23 protein-coding genes are annotated in these 21,796 nt (G+C 37.1%); 17 read left to right on the top strand and 6 right to left on the bottom strand.

Annotated features, from left to right (window positions below):
• Positions 1-243 precede the first annotated feature (243 nt).
• A complete protein-coding gene (locus QZ995_RS11910; protein ID WP_366919697.1) occupies positions 244-1,449 on the bottom strand; it encodes an MFS transporter in 1,206 nt (401 codons plus the stop codon).
• Between the two features lie 218 nt (positions 1,450-1,667).
• On the opposite strand from QZ995_RS11910, the gene QZ995_RS11905 reads away from it, so the two are divergent.
• The 7 genes from QZ995_RS11905 to QZ995_RS11875 all read left to right on the top strand — a co-directional run bounded on the left by QZ995_RS11905 (position 1,668) and on the right by QZ995_RS11875 (position 7,571).
• A complete protein-coding gene (locus tag QZ995_RS11905) occupies positions 1,668-3,056 on the top strand; it encodes a DNA-binding protein (RefSeq protein ID WP_301807001.1) in 1,389 nt (462 codons plus the stop codon).
• A 403-nt stretch (positions 3,057-3,459) separates the two neighbouring features.
• The gene (locus tag QZ995_RS11900; protein WP_301807000.1) at positions 3,460-3,651 is read left to right on the top strand and encodes an aspartyl-phosphate phosphatase Spo0E family protein; all 192 of its coding nucleotides are present in this window, start codon (positions 3,460-3,462) and stop codon (positions 3,649-3,651) included.
• Positions 3,652-3,804: 153 nt separating this feature from the next.
• Positions 3,805-3,981, top strand: coding sequence for a hypothetical protein (locus tag QZ995_RS11895; protein ID WP_301806999.1), 177 nt, complete (start codon positions 3,805-3,807; stop codon positions 3,979-3,981).
• A 297-nt stretch (positions 3,982-4,278) separates the two neighbouring features.
• Positions 4,279-4,923 carry a M23 family metallopeptidase gene (locus QZ995_RS11890; protein WP_301806997.1) on the top strand — a complete coding sequence of 215 codons (645 nt, stop codon included), beginning with the start codon at positions 4,279-4,281 and terminating at the stop codon, positions 4,921-4,923.
• Between the two features lie 54 nt (positions 4,924-4,977).
• Entirely contained in the window at positions 4,978-5,913 is a 936-nt protein-coding gene (locus tag QZ995_RS11885; protein ID WP_301806995.1) for a DUF5050 domain-containing protein, read from the top strand.
• Positions 5,914-6,063: 150 nt separating this feature from the next.
• Complete coding sequence (locus QZ995_RS11880) at positions 6,064-7,152, top strand: N-acetylmuramoyl-L-alanine amidase (RefSeq protein ID WP_301806994.1); 1,089 nt, start codon at positions 6,064-6,066, stop codon at positions 7,150-7,152.
• 14 nt (positions 7,153-7,166) lie between these two features.
• Complete coding sequence (locus tag QZ995_RS11875) at positions 7,167-7,571, top strand: hypothetical protein (protein ID WP_301806993.1); 405 nt, start codon at positions 7,167-7,169, stop codon at positions 7,569-7,571.
• A 583-nt stretch (positions 7,572-8,154) separates the two neighbouring features.
• Here QZ995_RS11875 and QZ995_RS11870 read toward each other — a convergent pair.
• The gene (locus QZ995_RS11870; protein ID WP_301806991.1) at positions 8,155-8,898 is read right to left on the bottom strand and encodes a suppressor of fused domain protein; all 744 of its coding nucleotides are present in this window, start codon (positions 8,896-8,898) and stop codon (positions 8,155-8,157) included.
• A 432-nt stretch (positions 8,899-9,330) separates the two neighbouring features.
• Between QZ995_RS11870 and QZ995_RS11865 the strand changes: the two genes are divergently transcribed.
• Positions 9,331-9,864: an RNA polymerase sigma factor gene (locus tag QZ995_RS11865; RefSeq protein ID WP_301806989.1), complete on the top strand. Its 534-nt coding sequence runs from the start codon at positions 9,331-9,333 to the stop codon at positions 9,862-9,864.
• The gene (locus tag QZ995_RS11860) at positions 9,848-10,966 is read left to right on the top strand and encodes a hypothetical protein (protein ID WP_301806986.1); all 1,119 of its coding nucleotides are present in this window, start codon (positions 9,848-9,850) and stop codon (positions 10,964-10,966) included. Before QZ995_RS11865 ends, QZ995_RS11860 begins: the two co-directional genes overlap by 17 nt.
• A gap of 60 nt (positions 10,967-11,026) precedes the next feature.
• Here the strand turns inward: QZ995_RS11860 and QZ995_RS11855 are convergent, their stop codons facing one another.
• The gene (locus QZ995_RS11855; RefSeq protein WP_301806984.1) at positions 11,027-11,383 is read right to left on the bottom strand and encodes an MmcQ/YjbR family DNA-binding protein; all 357 of its coding nucleotides are present in this window, start codon (positions 11,381-11,383) and stop codon (positions 11,027-11,029) included.
• 629 nt (positions 11,384-12,012) lie between these two features.
• On the bottom strand, positions 12,013-12,585 hold the full coding sequence (locus tag QZ995_RS11850; protein ID WP_301806983.1) for a hypothetical protein: 573 nt from the start codon (positions 12,583-12,585) through the stop codon (positions 12,013-12,015).
• A gap of 922 nt (positions 12,586-13,507) precedes the next feature.
• Here QZ995_RS11850 and QZ995_RS11845 point away from each other — a divergent pair.
• The 4 genes from QZ995_RS11845 to QZ995_RS11830 all read left to right on the top strand — a co-directional run bounded on the left by QZ995_RS11845 (position 13,508) and on the right by QZ995_RS11830 (position 15,575).
• Positions 13,508-13,978: a hypothetical protein gene (locus QZ995_RS11845; protein ID WP_301806982.1), complete on the top strand. Its 471-nt coding sequence runs from the start codon at positions 13,508-13,510 to the stop codon at positions 13,976-13,978.
• 23 nt (positions 13,979-14,001) lie between these two features.
• Complete coding sequence (locus QZ995_RS11840) at positions 14,002-14,154, top strand: hypothetical protein (protein ID WP_301806981.1); 153 nt, start codon at positions 14,002-14,004, stop codon at positions 14,152-14,154.
• Positions 14,155-14,364: 210 nt separating this feature from the next.
• Entirely contained in the window at positions 14,365-14,988 is a 624-nt protein-coding gene (locus QZ995_RS11835) for a TetR family transcriptional regulator (protein WP_301806979.1), read from the top strand.
• A 32-nt stretch (positions 14,989-15,020) separates the two neighbouring features.
• Positions 15,021-15,575, top strand: coding sequence for a GNAT family N-acetyltransferase (locus QZ995_RS11830; RefSeq protein WP_301806977.1), 555 nt, complete (start codon positions 15,021-15,023; stop codon positions 15,573-15,575).
• 29 nt (positions 15,576-15,604) lie between these two features.
• On the opposite strand, the gene QZ995_RS11825 is transcribed toward QZ995_RS11830, so the two are convergent.
• Positions 15,605-15,973 carry a YybH family protein gene (locus QZ995_RS11825; protein ID WP_301806973.1) on the bottom strand — a complete coding sequence of 123 codons (369 nt, stop codon included), beginning with the start codon at positions 15,971-15,973 and terminating at the stop codon, positions 15,605-15,607.
• Between the two features lie 302 nt (positions 15,974-16,275).
• Between QZ995_RS11825 and QZ995_RS11820 the strand changes: the two genes are divergently transcribed.
• The 4 genes from QZ995_RS11820 to QZ995_RS11805 all read left to right on the top strand — a co-directional run bounded on the left by QZ995_RS11820 (position 16,276) and on the right by QZ995_RS11805 (position 20,985).
• Entirely contained in the window at positions 16,276-18,246 is a 1,971-nt protein-coding gene (locus tag QZ995_RS11820) for a methyl-accepting chemotaxis protein (RefSeq protein WP_301806971.1), read from the top strand.
• Between the two features lie 412 nt (positions 18,247-18,658).
• Entirely contained in the window at positions 18,659-18,904 is a 246-nt protein-coding gene (locus QZ995_RS11815) for a hypothetical protein (protein ID WP_301806970.1), read from the top strand.
• Between the two features lie 343 nt (positions 18,905-19,247).
• Entirely contained in the window at positions 19,248-19,883 is a 636-nt protein-coding gene (locus tag QZ995_RS11810; protein WP_301806969.1) for a restriction endonuclease, read from the top strand.
• 121 nt (positions 19,884-20,004) lie between these two features.
• Positions 20,005-20,985, top strand: coding sequence for an ABC transporter substrate-binding protein (locus tag QZ995_RS11805; RefSeq protein WP_301806967.1), 981 nt, complete (start codon positions 20,005-20,007; stop codon positions 20,983-20,985).
• A gap of 82 nt (positions 20,986-21,067) precedes the next feature.
• Here the strand turns inward: QZ995_RS11805 and QZ995_RS11800 are convergent, their stop codons facing one another.
• Complete coding sequence (locus QZ995_RS11800; protein WP_301806965.1) at positions 21,068-21,610, bottom strand: GNAT family N-acetyltransferase; 543 nt, start codon at positions 21,608-21,610, stop codon at positions 21,068-21,070.
• Positions 21,611-21,796 lie beyond the last annotated feature (186 nt).

Raw genomic sequence — 21,796 nt, 5'->3', positions numbered from 1 at the left:
GGTCATGCTGTTGGGTGGCGGGGATATTAATATTTCCTCATTACTGATCAAGGGATAAAACTCCTTTCTAATATAGAGCAGAATACAAATCAAAGCCTCCTACAAATTCGTCAATTTTTATTAGATATGATTAAACTATTTAATTGAAGGATTTTTGTTTATGTTGTCCCTTCAATGCCAGTAACAACTAATATTGAAGGGACTCCCAATAATATCATTATTAGTAAATTATACGAATTTATCTTAGGTAGCCTCTTGTAATTCTCCTGTTTTACTAAATGTATTACGATTAAAGAAACCAACAATCACAGCTACCGTTGTCAGAATTGCAGCTAACAGATACAAATTGGCTATACCGAATCGATCAGCAAACCAGCCCAACATTAATAAAGAAACACCAAATGTAAGATTGACCATAACATCCAACGCAGCTAATACTTTGGGCAACTGGAGAGCATTTATACTCTGCTGAAAAAGAGTCCTTCTTATGACAGCAGCTATTTCTATTGGTGGTCCAGTTAATGTCATGAGTACGAGGGCAAGTAGAGGGTGTGTATTACATGCAAAAAACACAGCTAATAGGATATATACGGTAAATCCAAGTAGCATGAAGAGAAAACTGCGCTTTTGTAGCCGTTTTACCAAAGCCACTACTAAAATACCACCTACAATTGACCCGGCAAAAAAGGAACCGTTCATGATGCCTAACCAGCTTTCATCACGATTCAGGACTTGCTTAACAAAAGCCAATACAAACACGCCAATCCAGGCTGTTCCCCCAATGGTGTCCAATGTATCAATGATGGTAAGTATACGAATACGTCGGTTATGCCCAATGATTTTCCAACCTTCTGAAAAATCATTCCAAAATGACTCTTTTCCCTTAGTAGTCTTGTCCCTTCCTGTTACATCCTCCTCTTTATCAAGTTCCTTTTTCTTTTCTGCATTCATGTCCAGAGGATCTTTAATAAGAGCTGTAAACACCATCGCTATAAAGTAACAGACCAACGCTAACGTGAGCGTAGATTGCGAGCCAATCAAAACAACAATTACCCCACTTATAGCCCATCCTGCGCATTTTACAATATGATCACTTACGGAAATGAAACCATTTGCTTTCATCAAACCTTCCCCTAATGCTAAACGGGGCACAAGCGCATTACGCACAGGATTAGTCCACCCATCCAGAAAGGACATACCAAAAACAATTAGAAAAACGATGGGATATGAGCGCTCCTCTGGAACCATCCAAAGATAAAATAACAGCAAAGCAAATAGAAGGAACTGTCCGAATTGCGAAAAAAGTAGTATTCCAGGTAATCTGTACCTTGAGAGTACCAGTGGTGCTAATAAACCACTCAACGTTTTCGAGAAGTATCGGAATAAGGGAACAAAAATAGTTATCAGTAGCGAATTAGTGTTGTTTAAAACGAAGGATATCAGACCCATCAAATAAATAATATCAGCTATATTTGAAAGCGTTTGAGTCCCCAATAAGTAATAAAAAGATCGTGTAATCATGTTTTTTCCTTTCATTATGTTTAATCTTTTAAATGTTTATTATTTATAATCTTTCCACCTTTTTTATAACATATATTACTAATAATTGGTATTATAAGTTAAAATAAACAATATTACAGTTATATCAACAGGTGGGGATTTTTGGAATGTGTTCAATAAAAACGTTACGCTCTGAAATTGAAAGGAGCATGATGTTATTCGGTTTTAATCTAACACAGCTAAGTAAGTTAGCAGATATAAAAATAGGAAATTTGAGTACCTTTTTAAAAAAAAATCGTCCTATATCCATACAACAACTTGATCGAATTACGAGGGTATTTGGATATGGTGATGGATGGTTTTATCCGTTGTACGTGGATGAATGTTTTTCTAATGAGAAAGTAATTCGTCATAAGATGGTGTCTTACTTAATAAGATGTTCAGAGCTAAGTAAATTTGACTGCATAAATTTGGTTATGCCAAGGTTACTGGAAGATCGAAAGAACATTGAGATTTTGTTTTCTGTTGCGGAATCATTGTTTGACAAAGGAAAAAAGAAAGAGTCTGCTTTCTTTTATCAGATTATAACTGAACATGAAAAGGACAGTCATTCTGAACGTTTAGCTATCAGCCACTATAAATTATTTAGAGTTTATCTGGGAAAGAATGCAGAAGAGAACTGGAAAGCGATTATTCAATTCCATCCTTTTCGAAAACGCGTGCCAGAGAGATTTCAATTAGATGCATTATTACAATTATCTACTATTTGTTTTACATTACACAGATGGAAAGAAGTTGAGACATATGCAGATGAATTAAGGGAATTGGCAGAAGCTGTTTACAATGATGAACTGAGAAAGATTAATAATAATATCATTGAACCACTTACAACTGACCGACATCTCGTTGTATATTATGGGCAAGGGTATTTATTGAAAAGTGTAGCTCTTGAAATGCAAGGACAATATGAAAAATCTAAAAAATACCTTCAAGGATACGCTGATTTAAGTTGGTTTAAATTGCTAGATGATGTGGGAAAGAGAGAAGTAGAAAAGTTCTCCGTCTGGAGCAAAGCAAATTTATACACTCTAGATTTGTTATCGGGGAATATAAATATTTTGACCGACTATGTAAATTTTATTGAAAATCATTCAGAAGAAATATTACCTGCACTAATAACCATTGTGCAATCTGCTAATGTATATAAATTTTCAATAGATGATATTCTTGAGCGTTTTTCTGACTCAATCATTAGTTTTGATTCCTACAGAGATCCTGTAAATGTTAGTAGATATTTGCAATTCAGGTATCACAAATCTAAGTATGAATTTGAAAATTCTCGCATTGGAACAGGGTTGGATGATATATTAAGGTGTATAGCTTTAGCTGATATTGCCAATCATCATGAGGAGTATAAACGTTCTTTGAAATTGTTCTGGAAATATAAAGATTATGCATCAGATCAACAAATAGATTACTTTCAAAAAATTATGGATGGAGGTTGTGAGGATGAAGAAACCTTTACTTTCGTTAGCCGTGTCAACCAGATTAATTAGTGGAGTTCATGTAGCTATCATGGCAATTATAGCTTATCAACATGGTGTAGGTGGGTAATCGTATTAAGTGATGTAAGGAGCCAAGTTATTCTTATTCAACTTCTATTTTAATATGTTTCCCTTAATCATATAGCACTTCCACCTTGTATGACGTTTATACGGATGTTTAGAGACCTCCGCATAAACGTTTTTTTATGTTATTTTGATGTCTGGTTCCGATAAAAAACTAACCTAAGTATTAACTTATTTTTACCGCGTTAACTTTTTATACATTTTTCTCAGTCAGGATTTTGATGAAAGCTGATGTATAGTTTAATTAGTAAATATTGGTTAATAAGGGGGAGGTTGATGTAATAATGAGCTTGAAATAGAAAAGGAAAATCCTCATTCCCACAGTACAGAAATGTCCTCTTTCCAATCACTACATTATGCTGGCATTTTATCACAGAATGACGATCTTGAGGTCGTACGCCAGAAATTAGTAGAATTATTTATCCAAGAAGGATATTTTTCAAGTCCAGCAATGTTGCAATTGAGTCAGCAACTGGATGAATATATCGTTTCAATTCAAAAAATTACGAAAACAATAAAATAACTGTTAACGTAGAATAAGCTGTACAGTAAAACTACAAAACCCTTTTGAAATAGCCATTTTTCAGCTATTGCCTTCCCTGATTATGCACCCAATCAAACTAAGTAAAGATATTTCAGACAGAAAATGAGAAAAATCTGATTAGGAGGAAATAATATGCTAGCGTGGAGTGACTCAGACCCTATAGATTTTTTGCAGAATAAAAACAATGATCAGAAATCTATTGGCTTTCAAAAGTCAGCAGTCAAGTCTCAAAATAAAAATCAAACATCACATCAACAGGAGAGAGAATTTAAAAGAATCTTGGAGGAGGTGATGATCGATGAAAGATAAAAGGACGTTCCCAGCCGGCCAGCGAGGAACGTCCAATAACAAAACATTAAATACATCCCTATCTTAACACAGCGTGGTTGCGATTCACAGAATTTCTCAGAACCTTTACTCAAAAAAGTTAGATGTGACTCCTCCTCCTAAAGAGGAAATAGCCTATGTTCACAGAGTTCTGGGATGGTAGTCAGAAGTGTGTTTCTCCGTATAGTTGTCTCAATTTGATTTAGATAATATTTTATACTGAAAATTTACAAAAAATATCATTGATGGTAATATTTATTAAGAGAGGTTGTTATGAATATGAAAAAGAAAAAACTTATTGCAAGTATCCTTGCAGTTGCGTCTATTCTCACCATTTCTTCCGCACATGCTAAAGTCGAACCTAACAGAGAAGATCCTGGTACGTATCCGTTCAAGTGGCCTGTACCAGACACCAGTAAAATTAATAGTGATTTTGGATATCGAAAAGATCCTTTAACAGGGAAGAGAGTGTTGCATGCTGGACTGGACATCGCTCCTGTGAAAAGAGGGGTTCCAGGAGACAAAATCGTAGCAGCTTATCGGGGAACAGTGATTCGTTCTGAAGAGTCTAGTAGCTACGGAAATGTAGTCTATATAAACCACAAACTTAGAAAAAATGATTGGGTTCAAACAAGGTATGCACATCTGCACAAAAAGCCTATCGTAGATGTAGATGAGGAAGTTTCAAAAGGAACAAAATTGGGCTTGATGGGAGAAACCGGTGAAGTAACAGGGGTCCACCTGCATTTTGAAACACGAGAATCTTCGAAGGAACCTGATAGATCAAATAAATCAGTACCTGTAGACCCTCTAAACTATGTGGAGCAACCAAGAAGTCTAGATGTCCAATCAATTGTAGATGAAGATGGCTTTGTACCTAACCCGTACAATGAACTATACAGTGAAGAAACATCCGACCAGTAGGTAATACAATTTCCCCTTGGCACCTCAAGGGGAAATTATTTTTAGGAGGGAACCATGAGAATAATAAGCTCATTCATTGTGATGATCCTACTTGCTACAAACCTTTCTGGATGTGCTAGCACAGATGTAAGTAATCAATCGATGGGAAATACTGTTGGTAATATTACAAACATGGGGTTCATTAGTTCAAGTTCAGATGATTGGATTTATTATGCTAACACGAATGATCAAAATAAGTTGTACAAGATGAAGGCAGATGGATCAAATCCTACAAAAATCACAGATGATCAAGCTTATGATCTCAATGTTGTAGATGATTGGATTTATTATCGAGCATTAGATAAAAACGCTATGATGTATAAGATGAAAACGGATGGCACTTCCAAAACCCAATTAACCAAGGAACCATCAGGTTATATCAACGTAGTGGATGATTGGATCTATTACTCGGACTATTCCGGGTATACGCCTGTGATGTATAGAATGAAAACGGATGGGTCTGGTAAACAAAAAATTACCGATGATTATTCGGAGCAACTATTGGTATTGGAACCATATGTTTTCTATCGTAATGGAAACGATGATAGTGCCTTTTATCGTATAAAGAATGACGGGAGCAGTAAAGAGAAAATCAGTGATAACCGTGTAAACTTCCTTAGCTATTCGGATGGGTGGTTGTATTTCGCCAATGGGAGGGATAAGTTCAAATTATATAAGATGAAGATAGATGGAACAAAAAGCACAAAACTAACTGATGATTCCATTAATTCGGTTGTTGTGGATAATGAATGGATCTATTACAGCAATGACATGGACCACAATAAATTATATAAAATTAGGATAGATGGTACCAATAAAACAAAGATTTTAGATGATACTGTAGAGCGGCTTAATATCGCAAAAGGATGGGTTTTTTATTGGGAAGGTAGACAAAAAGCAAATCTTCACCGTGTTAAAACAGACGGAACGAACAAACAGGAAGTTAAATAAACCTAAAGGTAAGATAAACAGTTTGAATATAATTATTATGTATCAGCTGTAAAAATTTTGAAAGGAGGAAGTCATTCTTTTCGATCTTAGTACAAGCCCTACATTAATGTAACAATTTTTATCAAAATTCGTTTAAAGGAGTTGTTTGTATTGCGTAGAATCCTTGCCTCCACTCTTACATGCTTATTACTCTTTGGAGTTGTAGGTCAAAGTGCATTTGCTCTAAAAGAAGAACAAAAAGGTATAATCGTATTAAAAAATTTGAATGGTCTAGATCGAACTATAAAAATTGATATTCCTAAGGACGCAAACAGTACTAAAGAAAAAGTCTCATTTGCTTTGCACGAATTATTATCAGGCAATTATGAAAACAGTGAGGCATTTAGCGAGATTCCAAAGGGAACCGATATAAATAACCTATACTTTGATGGGGAAAAGCTTACGATTGATCTGAATCATGAGTTTCAGGATAATTTGACAAATAACCACAATGTTGGGTTTATTTTGGACTCATTGTTGGGAACAGCTTATCAGTTTGACGATATCAAAGAAATAGATTTTTTAATTGATGGTGCTCCAATCGGATATCTTGATATGTACGATTTCTCAGTTCCTTTTGAACGTCCAACTGAGGTTAAAGAAAAAAGTAAGAAACAAAAAGTGTCTCCTATGAGAAATGAGCCAGATGCTGATCCAGTCATAGTTATTGATCCCGGTCATGGTGGAAAAGACCCTGGATCAATAGGAAGCGACGGAACGGAAGAGGCTGATTTGAATCTTGAGATCGCAAAAAAACTCAGAGATTATCTCGAAGATAGATTAAATGCCACCGTATATATGACTCGCACAACAGACAAGTATATTGATCTTGATAAACGATATGCACTTGCTAATGAAAAAAAAGCAGATATTTTCATTAGTGTACATATCAATTCCAGTTCAAATTCCAGTGTTAAAGGAACCACTGTAATATATCCTAACAATCATCATATTAAATTAAGTAGAGAGGCTGCCGATTTTGTCCACAACAGAGTTATCGATGTCCTACGCGACTATAAATCTCCATACGAAGACAACCGTAACTTGGCAGTTTTACGTGGAACTAAAATGCCCGCAATTTTGACTGAAACAGGTTTTATATCCAATAGTTCTGATTTGAAATATTTGAAGTCAAACTCAGGACAGGATGAGATTGCTAATAAGATTTACAGAGGAGTAAAAGACTGGTGGTTTGATTAAAGGAGGAATTTAAAATGAAGCTAATTCCGTTTATTACCTTATTGCTTTCTTTTTTGTTACTTGCAGCATGTGGAAATCAATCTACTATGAGTCAAAATGTCGAATCCACTCTAAAGAATTTAGCTATTCAATACATTGAAGCAGAGTATAAAGGTGATAAAGAGTTACTCATGAAAGTAACCGGGGAAGAAGCAAAGAAAGCTGTTGAAGAAGATCACCTCAACATCTTTAAAGATCAACATCTTGATCATATCGTAGATACGAAAATTGAAAAAATTTCCGATAATGAATATAGTTTGGTTGTAACCGTTAGCTCATCTCCAAAAGAAAACGAGCAACCAACAAATTACACCGAAAACTTAACTATAACTAAATATAACGAAGAATGGTTAATTACAAAGGTTACTAGAGAGCAATAGAAATAAATAGGAAGTTATAAGAAACCGGTTTTCACCACGTTAAGGGTGTAACCGGTTTTATTACTAACGTTGGTTAACGACCGTAATGATTCTAATGTGGTATTCACTTCACACCTTTCTATTCAATTTTTCGGGGTCGGTCGCTCCGGGCAGCAATGATATTAAAAAAATTAGCTGGTGTTAGAATAGGGAAGTATCCCTGAATTTCTGTGGTGAATAGTCTCCTGTCACCATGATATACAGCTACCGAAATGAGTAGAGAACTTGATCTTTCTGTTAGTTATCTAACCGAAAAAAATAAAAAGAAGCAGCCATCACTTAAGAAACTAGAACACTATGCAAATGTTCAGGGCTTAAAAAAATCTTCAATTCTGCTTTTGGCGGAGCAATTGCATAAGGCAGAAAAGACAAATACAGAACGTGAGTTAATCAGGAGTTTAATGGTTCGCTGAATCCCAAGGGCTTTTCGTGTTGCCTATTTTTATAAAACCAGAAATAACATATGACTACCAAACATAACGTGAGTAGTTTTCCGCATGTAAATCAGAATCGAAAAAAACCTTGCTCTTGATGCCTAACTAAACTACCCACAAGTATTCCTTCTATTCGGCTGTAAAATCAGCACTTCATCTCCTAACTCCGATAATTTTTCCATCAACGCGTCCATGCCATGCTCTAATTTATATTCCATTTCCTCTTTATATAAAGGTAGCAGGAAATAGGCGTAAACTTTATTGCCGTCCTTTGTGGGAATGACGCTGATTTCCTCTTTTAACTGGAAGATGAGAACTCCGTTTAACCCAGTAGAATCTGCATATGGTTCATAGTCCTGATAATTGGGGATGGTATGTCCATATCCTAACCAGGTATTATACTGATGAGGAAAACGAGCCATTTGCTTCATCAGTCTGATCGGCCAATAATTATTTTCATCCTGCATCGATTCCTGTGTTAGTTCCCAAGAAGCTGGCAGGAACATCATAACTTCTGCCCGATCGAATTGCTCATCAAGCTGCTCTTGCACCTCATCTGGTATTGTCATTGGTAAATCACTCATACCGGTTGTATATAAGACCCAAAAGGGCTCTTCTTCCGTAGGCTTCAATATATTCACATCAATATGTATGGTATCAGATATAATCTCATGAAAAACACTGCTCTCTCTTCCGGGAAATACTGCTTCAAAATGTTCCGCGATTTCCTCTACATATTCCATTGGCGCTGGAGGAGAATAGCTAGCTGATTCTTCATATTTGTAAATCGTAGTGCCGTCCTTTGATTTTTCTCCGTTGTTCTTGCCGCCGAATATCTTTTTTAAAAAATTCATCTAACCTTTTCCCCTTTTTTAATTATTGTCTTCAACAAATTTCTTGGAAGTCTTCTTGTGATTTTCATCATGGTTTGTGAACGAAAGAAGCGTATGCTGTTCTATTCCTTTTTTACCTGCGTATTTCATTTGTGTATATTAAATGAAGATTATGAAAATATTACAAGGGTGAAGTAAACTGGCCTAACATGACACGTTTGCCCACACATTTATATTTAAGTAAATGCTTTATAAAATAGCAAGTAAAATGAGGAATTTCATTGTAAAGTTTCACATGAATGACTCGGTGAAAAAAGATTTTCCAAACGTATTGTAAAAAAGCTACAACCTATGCCCCCGCAAGAGAAGAGCAGCCAAAAAAAATTTTATAATAAAAGTGAAAGATCAGCAGAAGCTCTTCCGTCTATACAGTGATAAGGAGGTGGAACCCAATTGGATGACAATGCTGGAGCGCGTATTGAACAATGGTTTCTAGCATACAGCACTGATATATATCGTTTTCTCGTCTATTATACGGGGCGGACGGATATAGACGATCTTGTACAAGAGACCTTTATTCGTGCCCTAAAGGCTATCCATTATACCGAGATTGCAAATCCCAAAACGTGGCTGTTTGCCATTGCTAGAAATGTTGCCATTGATGAAAAGCGTAAGACAAAACTAATAAGCTGGTTGCCGGATATATTCCTGCAGCATCTCGTTTCACCAGATAAAACACCTGAAGAATCCTTAGAATTAAGCGAGAATAAACGTCTTCTCTACAACATCATCAATCAGTTGAAACGATCTTATAGGGACGTGCTGATATTGCGCGGTATCAAGGGGTTATCTAGCAGGGAGACTGCGGAGGTATTGGGCTGGAGCGAAGGAAAAGTAAATCTCACTTTACATAGGGCGATAAAAGCTGTTCAAAAAAAACGGAATGTTCCTGTTTCGGAGGTGATTCAAGATGCCGTCACAAGATGAACAAATGATATTGGAAGAGTTAAACCATTTCCCCAATCAGGTCCTTTCTTGGGAGCGCAAGCAAGTGATAGTAGAAAATATACGAAAGGAGAGAAGAATGATGCAAAAACAAAAAAGACGGAAAGCATATTTGGGATGGGCGGCAAAAGGACTTATCACATGTGCAGCGTTATTTGCTTTTATCTGGATGAAGCCATTCTCTTCTTCAGTAGAAACCTCTTCTTCAATAGACACATCAGGAAATAAGGATGTAATAGAGCAAAAGTATATTACGGCTGCTCAAACAGAAATAAAAAAAGCGTTTGGGATTAATAAGGATTTTCATTTTGAAAAGTTGGATAAAGCCACTGATTCCTATACTTTAAAGACAGAAAAGACAGAGGATCGAAAGGCAATCGTGTGGTTTAAAGCTGGAACTACAGAGGTTATAAGCGTCACGGCTGAATATAATATAGATGAGCTGCCGAATATCTATCAACAATATGTAGAGACCGCACGAAATCGGATTAAGGAAACGAATCTACATGATAATTTTCAAACGGTCCGTCTTTATAAAAACAAATCAGGAACAGGCATGACTCTTATGTCAGAAGTTAACCAGAGGGTTAGTGTCGATCTGAATACAAATAAAGTGGACCATTACTCTTTAGATTACAATCTGGATAATGTGGATAAAAAGTATGTGACCATAGCTCAAAAAGCGTTAATGAAACTTTCAAATAAAAATGACTTCTCATTTAATCATGCAAACAAGACCTCCGATGAAAAAGAAGATAGGTGGACGCTCTCCAATAAGGAAGATGAGTATCACGACAAATATTCTGTTGAGATTGGAGCAAAAACAGGTCAAGTGTATCGCGTAGATTATGATACTGATCGTTATAGTATCAAATCAAAAGACGAAGCAATGTCAGTGGGCAAACCGCTCATCAAAAGCATAACTGGAATAGATGTTACTGGGTATAAGGTTGATGGCGGTGATCATTGGGGAGGCTATGTATTTCAGAGTCCGGGGAAACCAGCTGTCTCCATATTTACTGATAGAGCGATTGATAGAACGGACGGTGGTAATGTTAGCGGTCTCCAAGTCCACGTTCGGTAAATAAGCAAAAGCTGCTGACTAGCATACTTTGTCAGTAGCTTTTTTGTTCTTTTGGCAGCACTATTTTACTAATTCCTTTTGAATTTTTTTAGGTAGCTTATGAAAAACCAATTCATAAGAATGAGTAATCAGCTTCTCCCATAATTCAGTAGGAATATTAGCATCTAAATAAATAGAATTCCAATGACTTTTATTCAAATAGTAACCAGGAATAATCCCCTTATATGCTTCTCTTAGCTGTTCGGCTCGGACTGGATCGCATTTTAAGGATAGGATAAGCTTTCCGTTAGAATCTCCACCAAGCATTGCAAACATTTTTCCTCCTACCTGATAAAGATCTGCTTCCCATTCCGCTTTGTAATCATGAACCGCTCCCGGGTGCTTCAGACAATAGGCTTCCAGTGTGGCTTTTTCCATGATAAGCTCCTTTCTGCACGCATTTTTTTCATTTTATCACTGATGGCCTTAGATGTAAGGGACTATTGATTGAAAAAAGAGATTGGAGGCAGTGCAAGGATTTTATGATGAAAAAACAGAAGGAACGAGGCTTGTTGATGCTACATGGAAAGAGAATAAACAAAGAGGATAATCTAAGGAAGGAACAGGATTGAAATATTATCATTTTATTCATCTTATTATCAGCAGAGGGATATGCTGATCCGTTGTTGAAAGCAATCTGGGTGGAATGATTTATATTCTAGAAATGAATCAGGCGGGTAAAGGGATGATTAGTCCAAACACAACCAAATATAAGACAATGTAGACTAGATAAAGATAAACAAGTCTGATGCTAAATCTTTCACAAAACCGTTTAACTGCGTTTGTCAGAAACGAATCAAAGAATGTAAGGATAAGAAAAATGATGGATAGCTCAATTATTGATGCAAGATAAAAGTTGGTAAATAGGAAATCGACCCAATAATTCAGCTTTATACATATACTAATAAAAACAAAAAAGATAAACATGGAGTATCTTTTTTCATGGTTCATATGTGTTCCTCCCAATTCCTAAAAACGAAAGAGATACTCCCATTTTTAGATATGGATTACCACTTTTTTCGGTCTATTTCGTAATACTCTACTTTTTTCGGTTTCTTAAAATTTTCATCTTTGTAATGAACAACCGTCTCGTAGTAAATATCAGATTGTATGTCGGAATCCTGTACCTTCCAAACCCAATATCCAACATAAGTATCAGCTAATGCTTTCTTGCTCCATGCAGAGAGCTTCGCAATAGTCCAACCTAATAGTGCCTTTTTTAATTTTTTTGTTGGAATCGGAATCTTTTCTGCTACCCAAGAAACAATGATATCAGCCATTTCTCTGTGGGCACTATGGTCGTAATGATCGTATTTTGGACCATAGACAATTTCAGCGCTTCCACCAGGTCCGTCGATGATTGATGTTCGAATTTCTTTCATCATGCTCTCATACATACTCTCCAATTGAGTCTCACTCAATGGATTTGGGCCAGCAAAGGTAATTCCATGGTAGGTATAAGTATATTCCGCGCTTTGTTCAATAGGAGAAGCTGCTGTGCTTTCAATTGATGCAAAAGCAGATGTTGTCATGCTTAATGTAGTAAGAAATGCCAATAAGCTTAACGAAAATCTTTTCATCAAAAGAATCACCCTCCTTTTGTTTTATTATAACAAATATTACAAAAATAACCAATTTAAGATGTGTTTTTTTACCAAAAAATCCCTTGCCTTTTTCTCCTTAGCTTCTTTTTCAGTACAAATTGGTGTATAAAACAACTGTTGTACTAATTTTTCCATCATCCACAACTAGTTGTTGTTTTTGACTAAATGTCGTCTCATTTACAACCATATATTGTTTTTTTACGTTGAGACGTTATCTTGAATCCAGCTATTTTAATGGCATCCTTTTGTACGGTAAAAAGCATACATGTATGCGATAAAACTGTTTATTGCCTCCTATATGGTATTTTGCATGGTGTCTTGAGGTTTTCCTTTAAAATAAAAAAGGAGAAACCCTCTTTCGCTTTAAACAAAATATGACAAGTTTTCATATTTCACTGGGTATAATGGTTCAGATTCATATGTATTTGGTCATCTATATAATTTATTTACAAACTAAATTTGAAGAAATGTAATCGTATTTATAGTTAGTGTAGTATGGTTGTTCTATTTGGTTTAAGCAAAAAAACGAGGACGGAAAAAATGCTATTTGTTTAGTATAGGTATATGAATGTGTATAAAATGACTCCGGTTCCTTTAAGGGTATTTAGCTTTCTCTGCTAGATTATGCTGATAGAAGTAGTAATCATAAATTGGAATAAAAATAGAAAAACAAAGCCCTGAAGCAAAAGTTCAGGGTTTTTACATGACTAAAAAATATGGTGGATTTCTATCAATCTAGTCACATTGTACAGTTAACGAATACTATATATAAATTACATATACTAAATGTTAATCTCGTATAGTAAAAGGTTAACATTTGATAGATTAGACCCATTTACTTACATTTATTACCTAATTATGATGAAGGTGTAAGTTGAATTTGAATGGAGGTAGATTTATGCGTAAACAATCTAAAAAGATGATTGTAAGTCTTTTGTCTACGTCACTATTGGCTGTATCTCTAGCAGTTCCCGTTTCAGCATCAACCGCGTCCTCCGCACAGCAGGCTGTAGCAGTACCGAACAGTGAGGTTGGGGCACAACAGGCAGGGGCCTATGGATGGAAGTCTCATATTACAAAAGAAGGTGTACAAATAGTCATTAAACACATTAGAAAAGGGGGCGCTACGTTAGAAAGAGCGATTAGTAAGCTATCTCCTGCGGCGGCTCAATCATTTAAAAGATGGTCTAATAAAATAGCAGATCATCTGGAAGGACTCATCAAAGGGTGGGAACAAAAAGAAGAATACGCTATTGTTTATGTAAAGGATCAAGTAAGGAACTTTTTGAAAGCGAACTCCAATCTTCCTGATGGAACAATTCAGGAGATTGTTGTGGCGATTGAATGGCTTCTCTGGTTCGTAGCTTAGAGAATAGCTGAGGGGGAACCTTATTGCGCGAAAAAAATACCTACTATGATTGGCTAATCGAACAGAACGTATCACCTGACCAGCAATCTAAGCTTCATATTCTTCTTTATTTACTTTCTGATAAGCTGACAGGCGACCTTATTACCGCTGAGTATGAGCGAAAAATACGCGACTGACTTATGGGACAACCTTAAGCATCCATATAGCATAAAATATAGGATATTGGAGCGGCGGTGATAAAGCTGCTCTTTTTTCTTTTTATAGAGTTTTAAAATCAAATGGAATCTTTTTACTTCTTTTTATTGAAAACGACATTAATGTCTTTTATAATAAACATACCAACAAAAACGACAACGATGTATATTTTACAGGAGGCTTGAACTATTATGGCTCCAAGAGTAAGCGAGGAATACAAAAAGCAAAAGAAAATGGATTTGTTACAGGCGGCAAAACGGGTGTTTGTAAAAAAGGGGTATACACGAGCTACGATGCAGGACATCATGGACGAGGCAGATGTCTCGAGAGGGGCTTTGTATTCGTACTTCGATAACGTCGAGCATGTGTATATTGAACTCCTTCATGCTGAAGATGAAAAGGATGCGATGTTTTTTCGTATAGATGAGAAAGGCACGTCCTGGCAACAGATAACCAATTGGATTAATCAGCAGGAGCAGGAGATGCAAAGACTTGATCAATCTCTTTTGCTGGCCAATTCGGAGTTTTTTTTATCAACGAATTACCGCAAGAATCGAGATAGCTATCCTTATGTCACCGTACGCTATCAACGTCTGGCTGAGGTAATAACCGCTTTTTTTCACAAAGGAATCGAGCAGGGGGATATTTTTCCGCGTATTCCAGTTAAGTCTATTTCGCTTTATCTGATTTCATTTATGGATGGTTTAATGCTGGATACCGCTCATTTGGGCCCAGAAAAAACAAAGGTGAAGGAGCAATTGGAGGTTTTGCTGTTTTCATTAAGGGAAATGCTTTGTCCGATTGCAGAAAAATAAGCTGAGGAATATGTAAAAGGGGGAATAAGGCGATGTTGTTTCAATCTGCAAGAATTTATTTTAGAAAAATGGTTGCCGACGATGTAGCTGTCTATCATAGATGGAGAAATGATATGGAAGTGATGCGAACTACCAATCCGTCTCTTGATCTGTTTACATTTGATAGCACAGAAGAATTTGTGAATCAGGTTATTTTGGGAGCAAGTACATCGAAAAGCTATATGATTATCGAGAAGGAGTCGGAAACCCCTATTGGGATCGTCTCACTCATTCACATTGATTGTAAAAATCGGAATGCTGAATGCATCATCGACATTGGGGAAAAGGCGTATTGGGGAAAAGGCTATGGAACAGAGGCAATGAAGCTGCTACTGGATTATGCCTTTTTGGAATTAAACCTGCACCGCGTATCATTACGAGTATTCTCCTTTAACAAAAAAGCTATTGCCTTATATGAAAGGGTGGGATTTAAGCACGAAGGAAATTCACGAGAATACATTTTTAGAGATGGAAATTGGAGCGACATTTTTCACATGGGGATTCTCCAAAGAGAGTATATTGCTACAAATGCCGCTGTTAGTGAATAGGCGAAAGCTACGCCAAAAGGTTTAGCTTCCTACATCTTTTCTGCAGGCAAAGGACTTAAATGTTCATGAATAAGCAACCATTCGGCAGATTTTTTGACGAATACATTTGTCGCTCTTCCTTGCCCACTGGTATACTCGCCGTTCATATAGCCTTCATAGCAATATGTATACGTGCAGGTTGCAGAGTCATTACCTACATGTAGCCATTGAATATCTCGGGCTTTATAAATCTCGTTTTGAATGATGGACCAAGCGTTTTCAAAATATGATTGTATTTCTTGATGAGTAGTACAGGTGTGGTTGGAAAAGTAGTAAATGGCATTTGGATGCAGTAATTTTTTCACTTCACTGAAGTTGTGGGTGTTCGTTGCTTCAATATATTTTTCTAATATCTCCATGTATGTACCCTTCCTTTGTATTGAATTTTACGTTAAATTATAATTTTTTAACTATTGTTTATCAAGTGATAATTGGTCTAGTAATACTGCCGTTTTTCATGAGCTTTAGAAGGGAAAATTTATGTCATTTTTTACCTTATCTTGATCATCTAGGAACCCCATTTAGGCCCGTAGGCATCCTGTTTTCCGCTTGTCATTAATTACCATAGCAAGAATGTGTGATAGCTATATTCTCCGTGAATTTTTTTTCCGATAAACATTAAAACAACGAAAAAAATGCATGGAGAGGAAACTTAAAAAATATGGCACGGAAATTTAAATTTACTTTGACGATTAGAAGAAAATTAATTTTCTCCTTTGCGCTTATTTTAATCATTCCAAGTATCGTAATTGGTATGATGTCTTATCAAGTTGCAGCAGACAAAATGGAGGAGGAAATTAACAATTTCGGTATCAGAAGTGTTAATATGCTGGATCAAATTATCAACGATACGATAGATCCCAACATCCATGATATCACGTACTTTTCCAAGCAAATCACCGCACCGCTTTTACAAGGGGGACTGCAAGCTCCCATAAGAGAAAGATTGAAGGAATATTACGCTCTGCATTCCGAATTGGTTAGTGTTTTCGTAGGAACCAAAGATGGCGTAATGATACAAGAGCCTATTCAGAAGATGACGGCCGACTATGATCCAAGGAACAGACCTTGGTACCAGGAAGCTGTCGCGAAAAAAGGACAAGCTATTATTACGAAGCCCTACGTATCGGCATCCACGGGCAAGGTGGTCGTAACCATTGCGAAAGCACTTGAGGACAATTCCGGGGTAGTAGCAATGAATTTGAATTTAGATAATCTGGCTGAGATCGTCCAACAGGTTAAAATTGGGCAACAGGGCTATGCATTTATTATCGATCAAACAGGCAAATATTTGGTTCATCCCACGATAAAAAGCGGAACTGATTTTAAGGAGAAATGGGAAGATGAGATATTTGCACAGAAGTCAGGTCAGATAAAACTAGATGAAACAAATGAATTTATCGCATTTGAAACAAATAAAGTAACGGGTTGGAAGATAGCCGGAAATATGTTCGCCTCCGAGATTCAAGAGGCAGCTCAGCCTATCTTTACTCAAACTCTAGTCGTTATTGCAGTGGCTTTACTTGCAGGTACAATTTTGATGATCTTCGTCATTCTTTCCATTACCAAACCGTTGAAAAATTTAATAAGGGCTTCCCGTAAAATTAGTGAAGGGGATTTAACTGAACAGATTAGCGTGAAAGGGGAGGATGAGATTGGATTACTGTCTCAATCGTTCCAGCAGATGCAGACGAATCTTCGCAATCTGATTGGGCAAGTAGGTTTAAGTGCAGATCAGGTAGCTGCTTCGGCTGAAGAGTTAACTGCAAATGCAGATCAGACAAGCAAAGCAACAGAACAAATCAGCGCGACGATCCAGTTATTAGCTTCCGGGGTAGAAAAGCAATTTCATAGCGTAGAAGAAACCTCGGAAACCGTACAGCGCATGTCATTGGGCGTAGAGCAAATGGCCTCCCATTCTGAAGAGGTAACAGCCAAAGCGATTGAAGCATCTGTTAAAGCAACAGAAGGCAGTCATTCGATTCAGACCGCAGTAGAACAGATGAGTTCCATTAATCATACAGTGAAAAAGGTGGCAAGCGTCATTAAAGGCTTGGGTGAGCGTTCCGAGGAAATCGGTAAAATTGTTGACGTTATCGCAAATATCGCTACTCAAACCAATTTGTTAGCATTAAATGCAGCTATTGAAGCAGCACGAGCAGGCGAGCATGGTCGGGGATTTGCTGTTGTTGCCAATGAAGTCCGATTACTGGCAGAGCAATCGACCCATTCGGCTGAACAAGTGGATAAGCTGATTATGAGCATTCAGGAAGAGACGAATCAAGCTGTCCATTCGATGGATTTGGCTACCCGGGAAGCCGAAGAGGGGATCAACCTGATTAATACGGCTGGAGATTCCTTCGAACTGATTCAAGTAACTGTGGAGCAGGTGACAGCCCAAATACAGGAGGTTACAGCAGCAATTAAACAATTGTCAGAGGGATCGAGGGAAATGGTCAGTTCCATGGAAATGATTACGGAGGTAGCAGAAACAGCGGCATCAAGCACGCAGGAGGTTTCTGCATCTACAGAGGAACAGCTCGCGACAATGGAGGAAATCACTCATGCCGCTGCTTCCTTGGCAGGCATGGCTGAAGAGCTTCAGGGATTATTGGCAAAGTTTAAAATCTAGGGAAACGATCCGGCGAAATACAAAATGGAGAAAAGCCAGTCATTTGCGGCTATCACCTATGAGGGTGGAAAAGTAATGATAGATCGTTTCTGATATTTTCCCCTCTTAGTAGACAGGAAGAAGCAAAAAACCTTGCTGTATTGACTAGGAGGGGATTTTCTATAGGGAAAACGGAGCATGCTTGTAGGGGATTTTTTGAAGAAATAGGAAGGAAACGAAGAAGAGAAATTGATGTATCAATAAGAATGCACTATATATATCTGTGTCTATATATTCATTTTCCCCTTACAAAAGTGTAAGGTTTTTTTGTTTACTTACAAAATAATATGTAACTATAATTATTACAACTTTAAGGGGATTAGATGAAAATTTTACTAGATATGGCAAATGGGTGAATGGAGTAGATGCAACTATGAAAAAGCTAGTTTTAACAGGCGTATTAAGTGTCGGAACCTTATTGGGGGCGAATCTTCCAGGGTTAGAGGTTATAACAGCGCATGCAGCTATCCCTTCGAGTCTTTCTAATCCAGTAGGTAATCACAACAAACTCTTTTCGAACAGCAAAGAGAGAAATATACAGGAATTGTTACAGGAAAAACAAATCAGGGGCTTACAATCTTTACTGAAAATGTGCCTGCTAATGTGCTTAAAAATATAAATATAGGCGATTCAGTTGATATATTATTCATATATTTCTAAAGTTACGGAGAATGAATAATAAAAAGAATGAAATGACTTGCATTCATTAGGAGCCACAACAACACTACTAGATTGTTTCTGACAGCATGGTAATAGTTGCTGTGTCAGGACTGTAGGTATATATACGATGAAAAGCATCTCATTGAGGTGCTTTTCTTTTTTAAGTTACTTATTTTTACAATTGTTATATAATAATCAAGGATTAAAATGGGGGTTATTGGTAGATACGGACTAGTCCTCAAAGCAAATCATAGCTACTTTTTATATTTAGCTATGAAAAATCATTGATAGGAGAATACGAGATGGAATTGATTTTTTTCTTGCTTTTAATTCTGATTATAGGTGTTGCAATATTTCTGAAATTTGGAGGCTTCCTCAAAAAATCTCCAAATACGAGACAAATAACGAAAGATATTGATCCATTGTCTATCGATATCCATGATATAGATAAAATGCTTGATGGCTCCGAATTTGAGATATATCTGTACAGACTGTTTCATGCTTTAGGCTATAAAGAGGTTTATAAAACAGTGGGGAGCAGAGATTTTGGGGCTGACCTAGTTTTTACAGATCGCTCTGGGATTCGTAATGTCGTGCAAGCAAAACGTTATAAGATTGATAATTTAGTAGGAATTAGTGGTGTGCAAGAGGTATATTCCTCAATGAGATTTTATAAAGCGAAAAAGTCCATTTTGATTGCAACATCTGCATATACGGATTCATGTGAGACTTTGGCGGGGGTTAACCATGTAAAATTGTTAGATCGTACGGATTTAATCTCCATTATCGCTGCTTTCAAACAAGGGAATTTAGAAAAGGCAAAAGATATAATTGAGGCAGAGCCAAGAGTAATCCTGGACTCATGGACTGATTATACAGATTCAAGTCGAGAAATGAAAAAGGATAAAAGGGCTGAAAAGCTAATACGGGGAATATGATTTTGGGTTTTGTTATTCAGTGGAATCTGCATATTGACACTAGATATCGTTGTCTGATACATTTACTACGAAAATGATAATCATTATCAAAAATCTTGTTAGTACATATAGGGGAGGCTCCATGTTAAGGAAAAAATCATTTTTCTTCATTACAGCGATGCTTATCATGCTGTTGGTTTTGATGACTGCTTGCGGCAACACAAGTAGCACAACAAGCAATGGTGCTTCTGCAGCAAAGGAAACAGAAACCGCTGCTGAGGGAATGCGCAGTTTTGAGACTAAAAAGGGAGTTGTCAAAATTCCAGTAAAGCCAAAACGAATCGTTACTGATTTTTACGGTGGGGAATTGCTTTCTGTGGGGGCAAATGTTGTCGGTGTTGAGCCAACTGCTTTCAAAAATCCCTTCTTAACCGATCTCCTCAAAGGGGCTACTGATATCGGAGAGCCTATTAGTACAGAGAAAACATTGCAGCTAAAGCCTGATTTGATTGTTGTTATGAAGGATGAAAACTATGAAGCATTATCCAAAATTGCTCCTACCCTGCACATCCCATATGGGACGGCCGCTAACATCTATGAAACAGTCAGATTGTTTGGGGACATTGTCGGCGAAAAGGAAAAGGCAGAGGAATTTATCGCTGCATTTGATAAAAAGGCTGCGGAGGGTCGCGAGAAGCTAAAGGGTGTTATTGACGAGAATGCTACCTTTGGACTTTATGAGCTGACCGATAAGGGAGAGCTGTGGATTTTCGGAGACAACGCTGGTCGAGGCGGACAGGCAATCTACAACGCACTGAAGCTTACAATGCCGCATGCCAAGAACAAAACAGAGGAACAGACGCTGCAGCTATCCATGGAAATGCTGCCGCAATATGCTGCTGATTACATGTTCTTGACAACCTATGATCCTGAGAAAAAGGGAGAAGCATTTGAGCAATTAAAATCCTCAGCTGTTTGGAAAAATCTAAAAGCTTCTAAAAACAATACGTTATTCTATAACGATTTTGATACGTTTTATCGCTATGATCCAATCGCTATTACTGGACAGATTGATCTAATCGTTGACATGCTACTGGAAAGAAGCAAGGAAAATAAAAAGTAGCGAACGCATTAACACCCCACTTACAGAGCTAATGCTCTGGCGGGGTGTTTTTTATTTTGGGAGAGTACCCTATCAAAGAATATCAGTCATTACCGTATAAAGTTTCGAACTCCTGTCTTGTCATTCCGAAGCAGATGCCGTCATAATAGGCTCCTTTTGTAAAAATGATATTTCGTAGCTGTCCTTCTTTAACGAATCCTAGTTTTTCATGCATGCAGATAGAAGGCTTATTAAACGAATAAACGGTAGTGTTCACTTTTTGATAGGACAGTTCTAAAAAGAAAAATCGCATAACCATCACGATCATCTCTGTTGCATAGCCTTTGCCCCGATGAGGATCAAAGACGGCTAAATAGTAATCGAACGTACCATTTCTCCTATCACAATCAAAGGTTTCGATCATGCCTACAACCTCATTGTTCTGATCTATGGCAATAAATCGAAACTCGTCTTCTTCCTCAGCTTGTTCCTCTATCCATTCCTTTCTTTTTGCTTGGGAACGAGGAAAGTAGAGTGAATTCATATTTCGCAGGATTTCATCATCTAATAAATCAAAAATACTCTCATCCTCAGGCTCCAATGCTCTTAACGTAATCTTTTTCCCTGTCCAATAGGTGATAGCCATATTTCTCCTCCAGATATGTATTTGAATCAAAGGGCAAGCTAGTCCACTGCAACGCCAATCTGTTTGTTTGAATGTTCTGACATGATTTTTTGGAATCCTTGTTAATAAATGCTTCCGGTCTGGTCGTCATGACAGGCTGTTCTTGCCCCCTATTTGCTATGGTGTTGCAATCGTGTGTCTCCAAGC

Origin of the sequence: Brevibacillus laterosporus (assembly GCF_030489605.1) — a bacterium.
Taxonomy (GTDB): Bacteria; Bacillota; Bacilli; order Brevibacillales; family Brevibacillaceae; genus Brevibacillus_B; species Brevibacillus_B laterosporus_E.
Note: the sequence above shows the minus strand (reverse complement) of the source record. Positions and strands in the feature narration are given on the sequence as shown.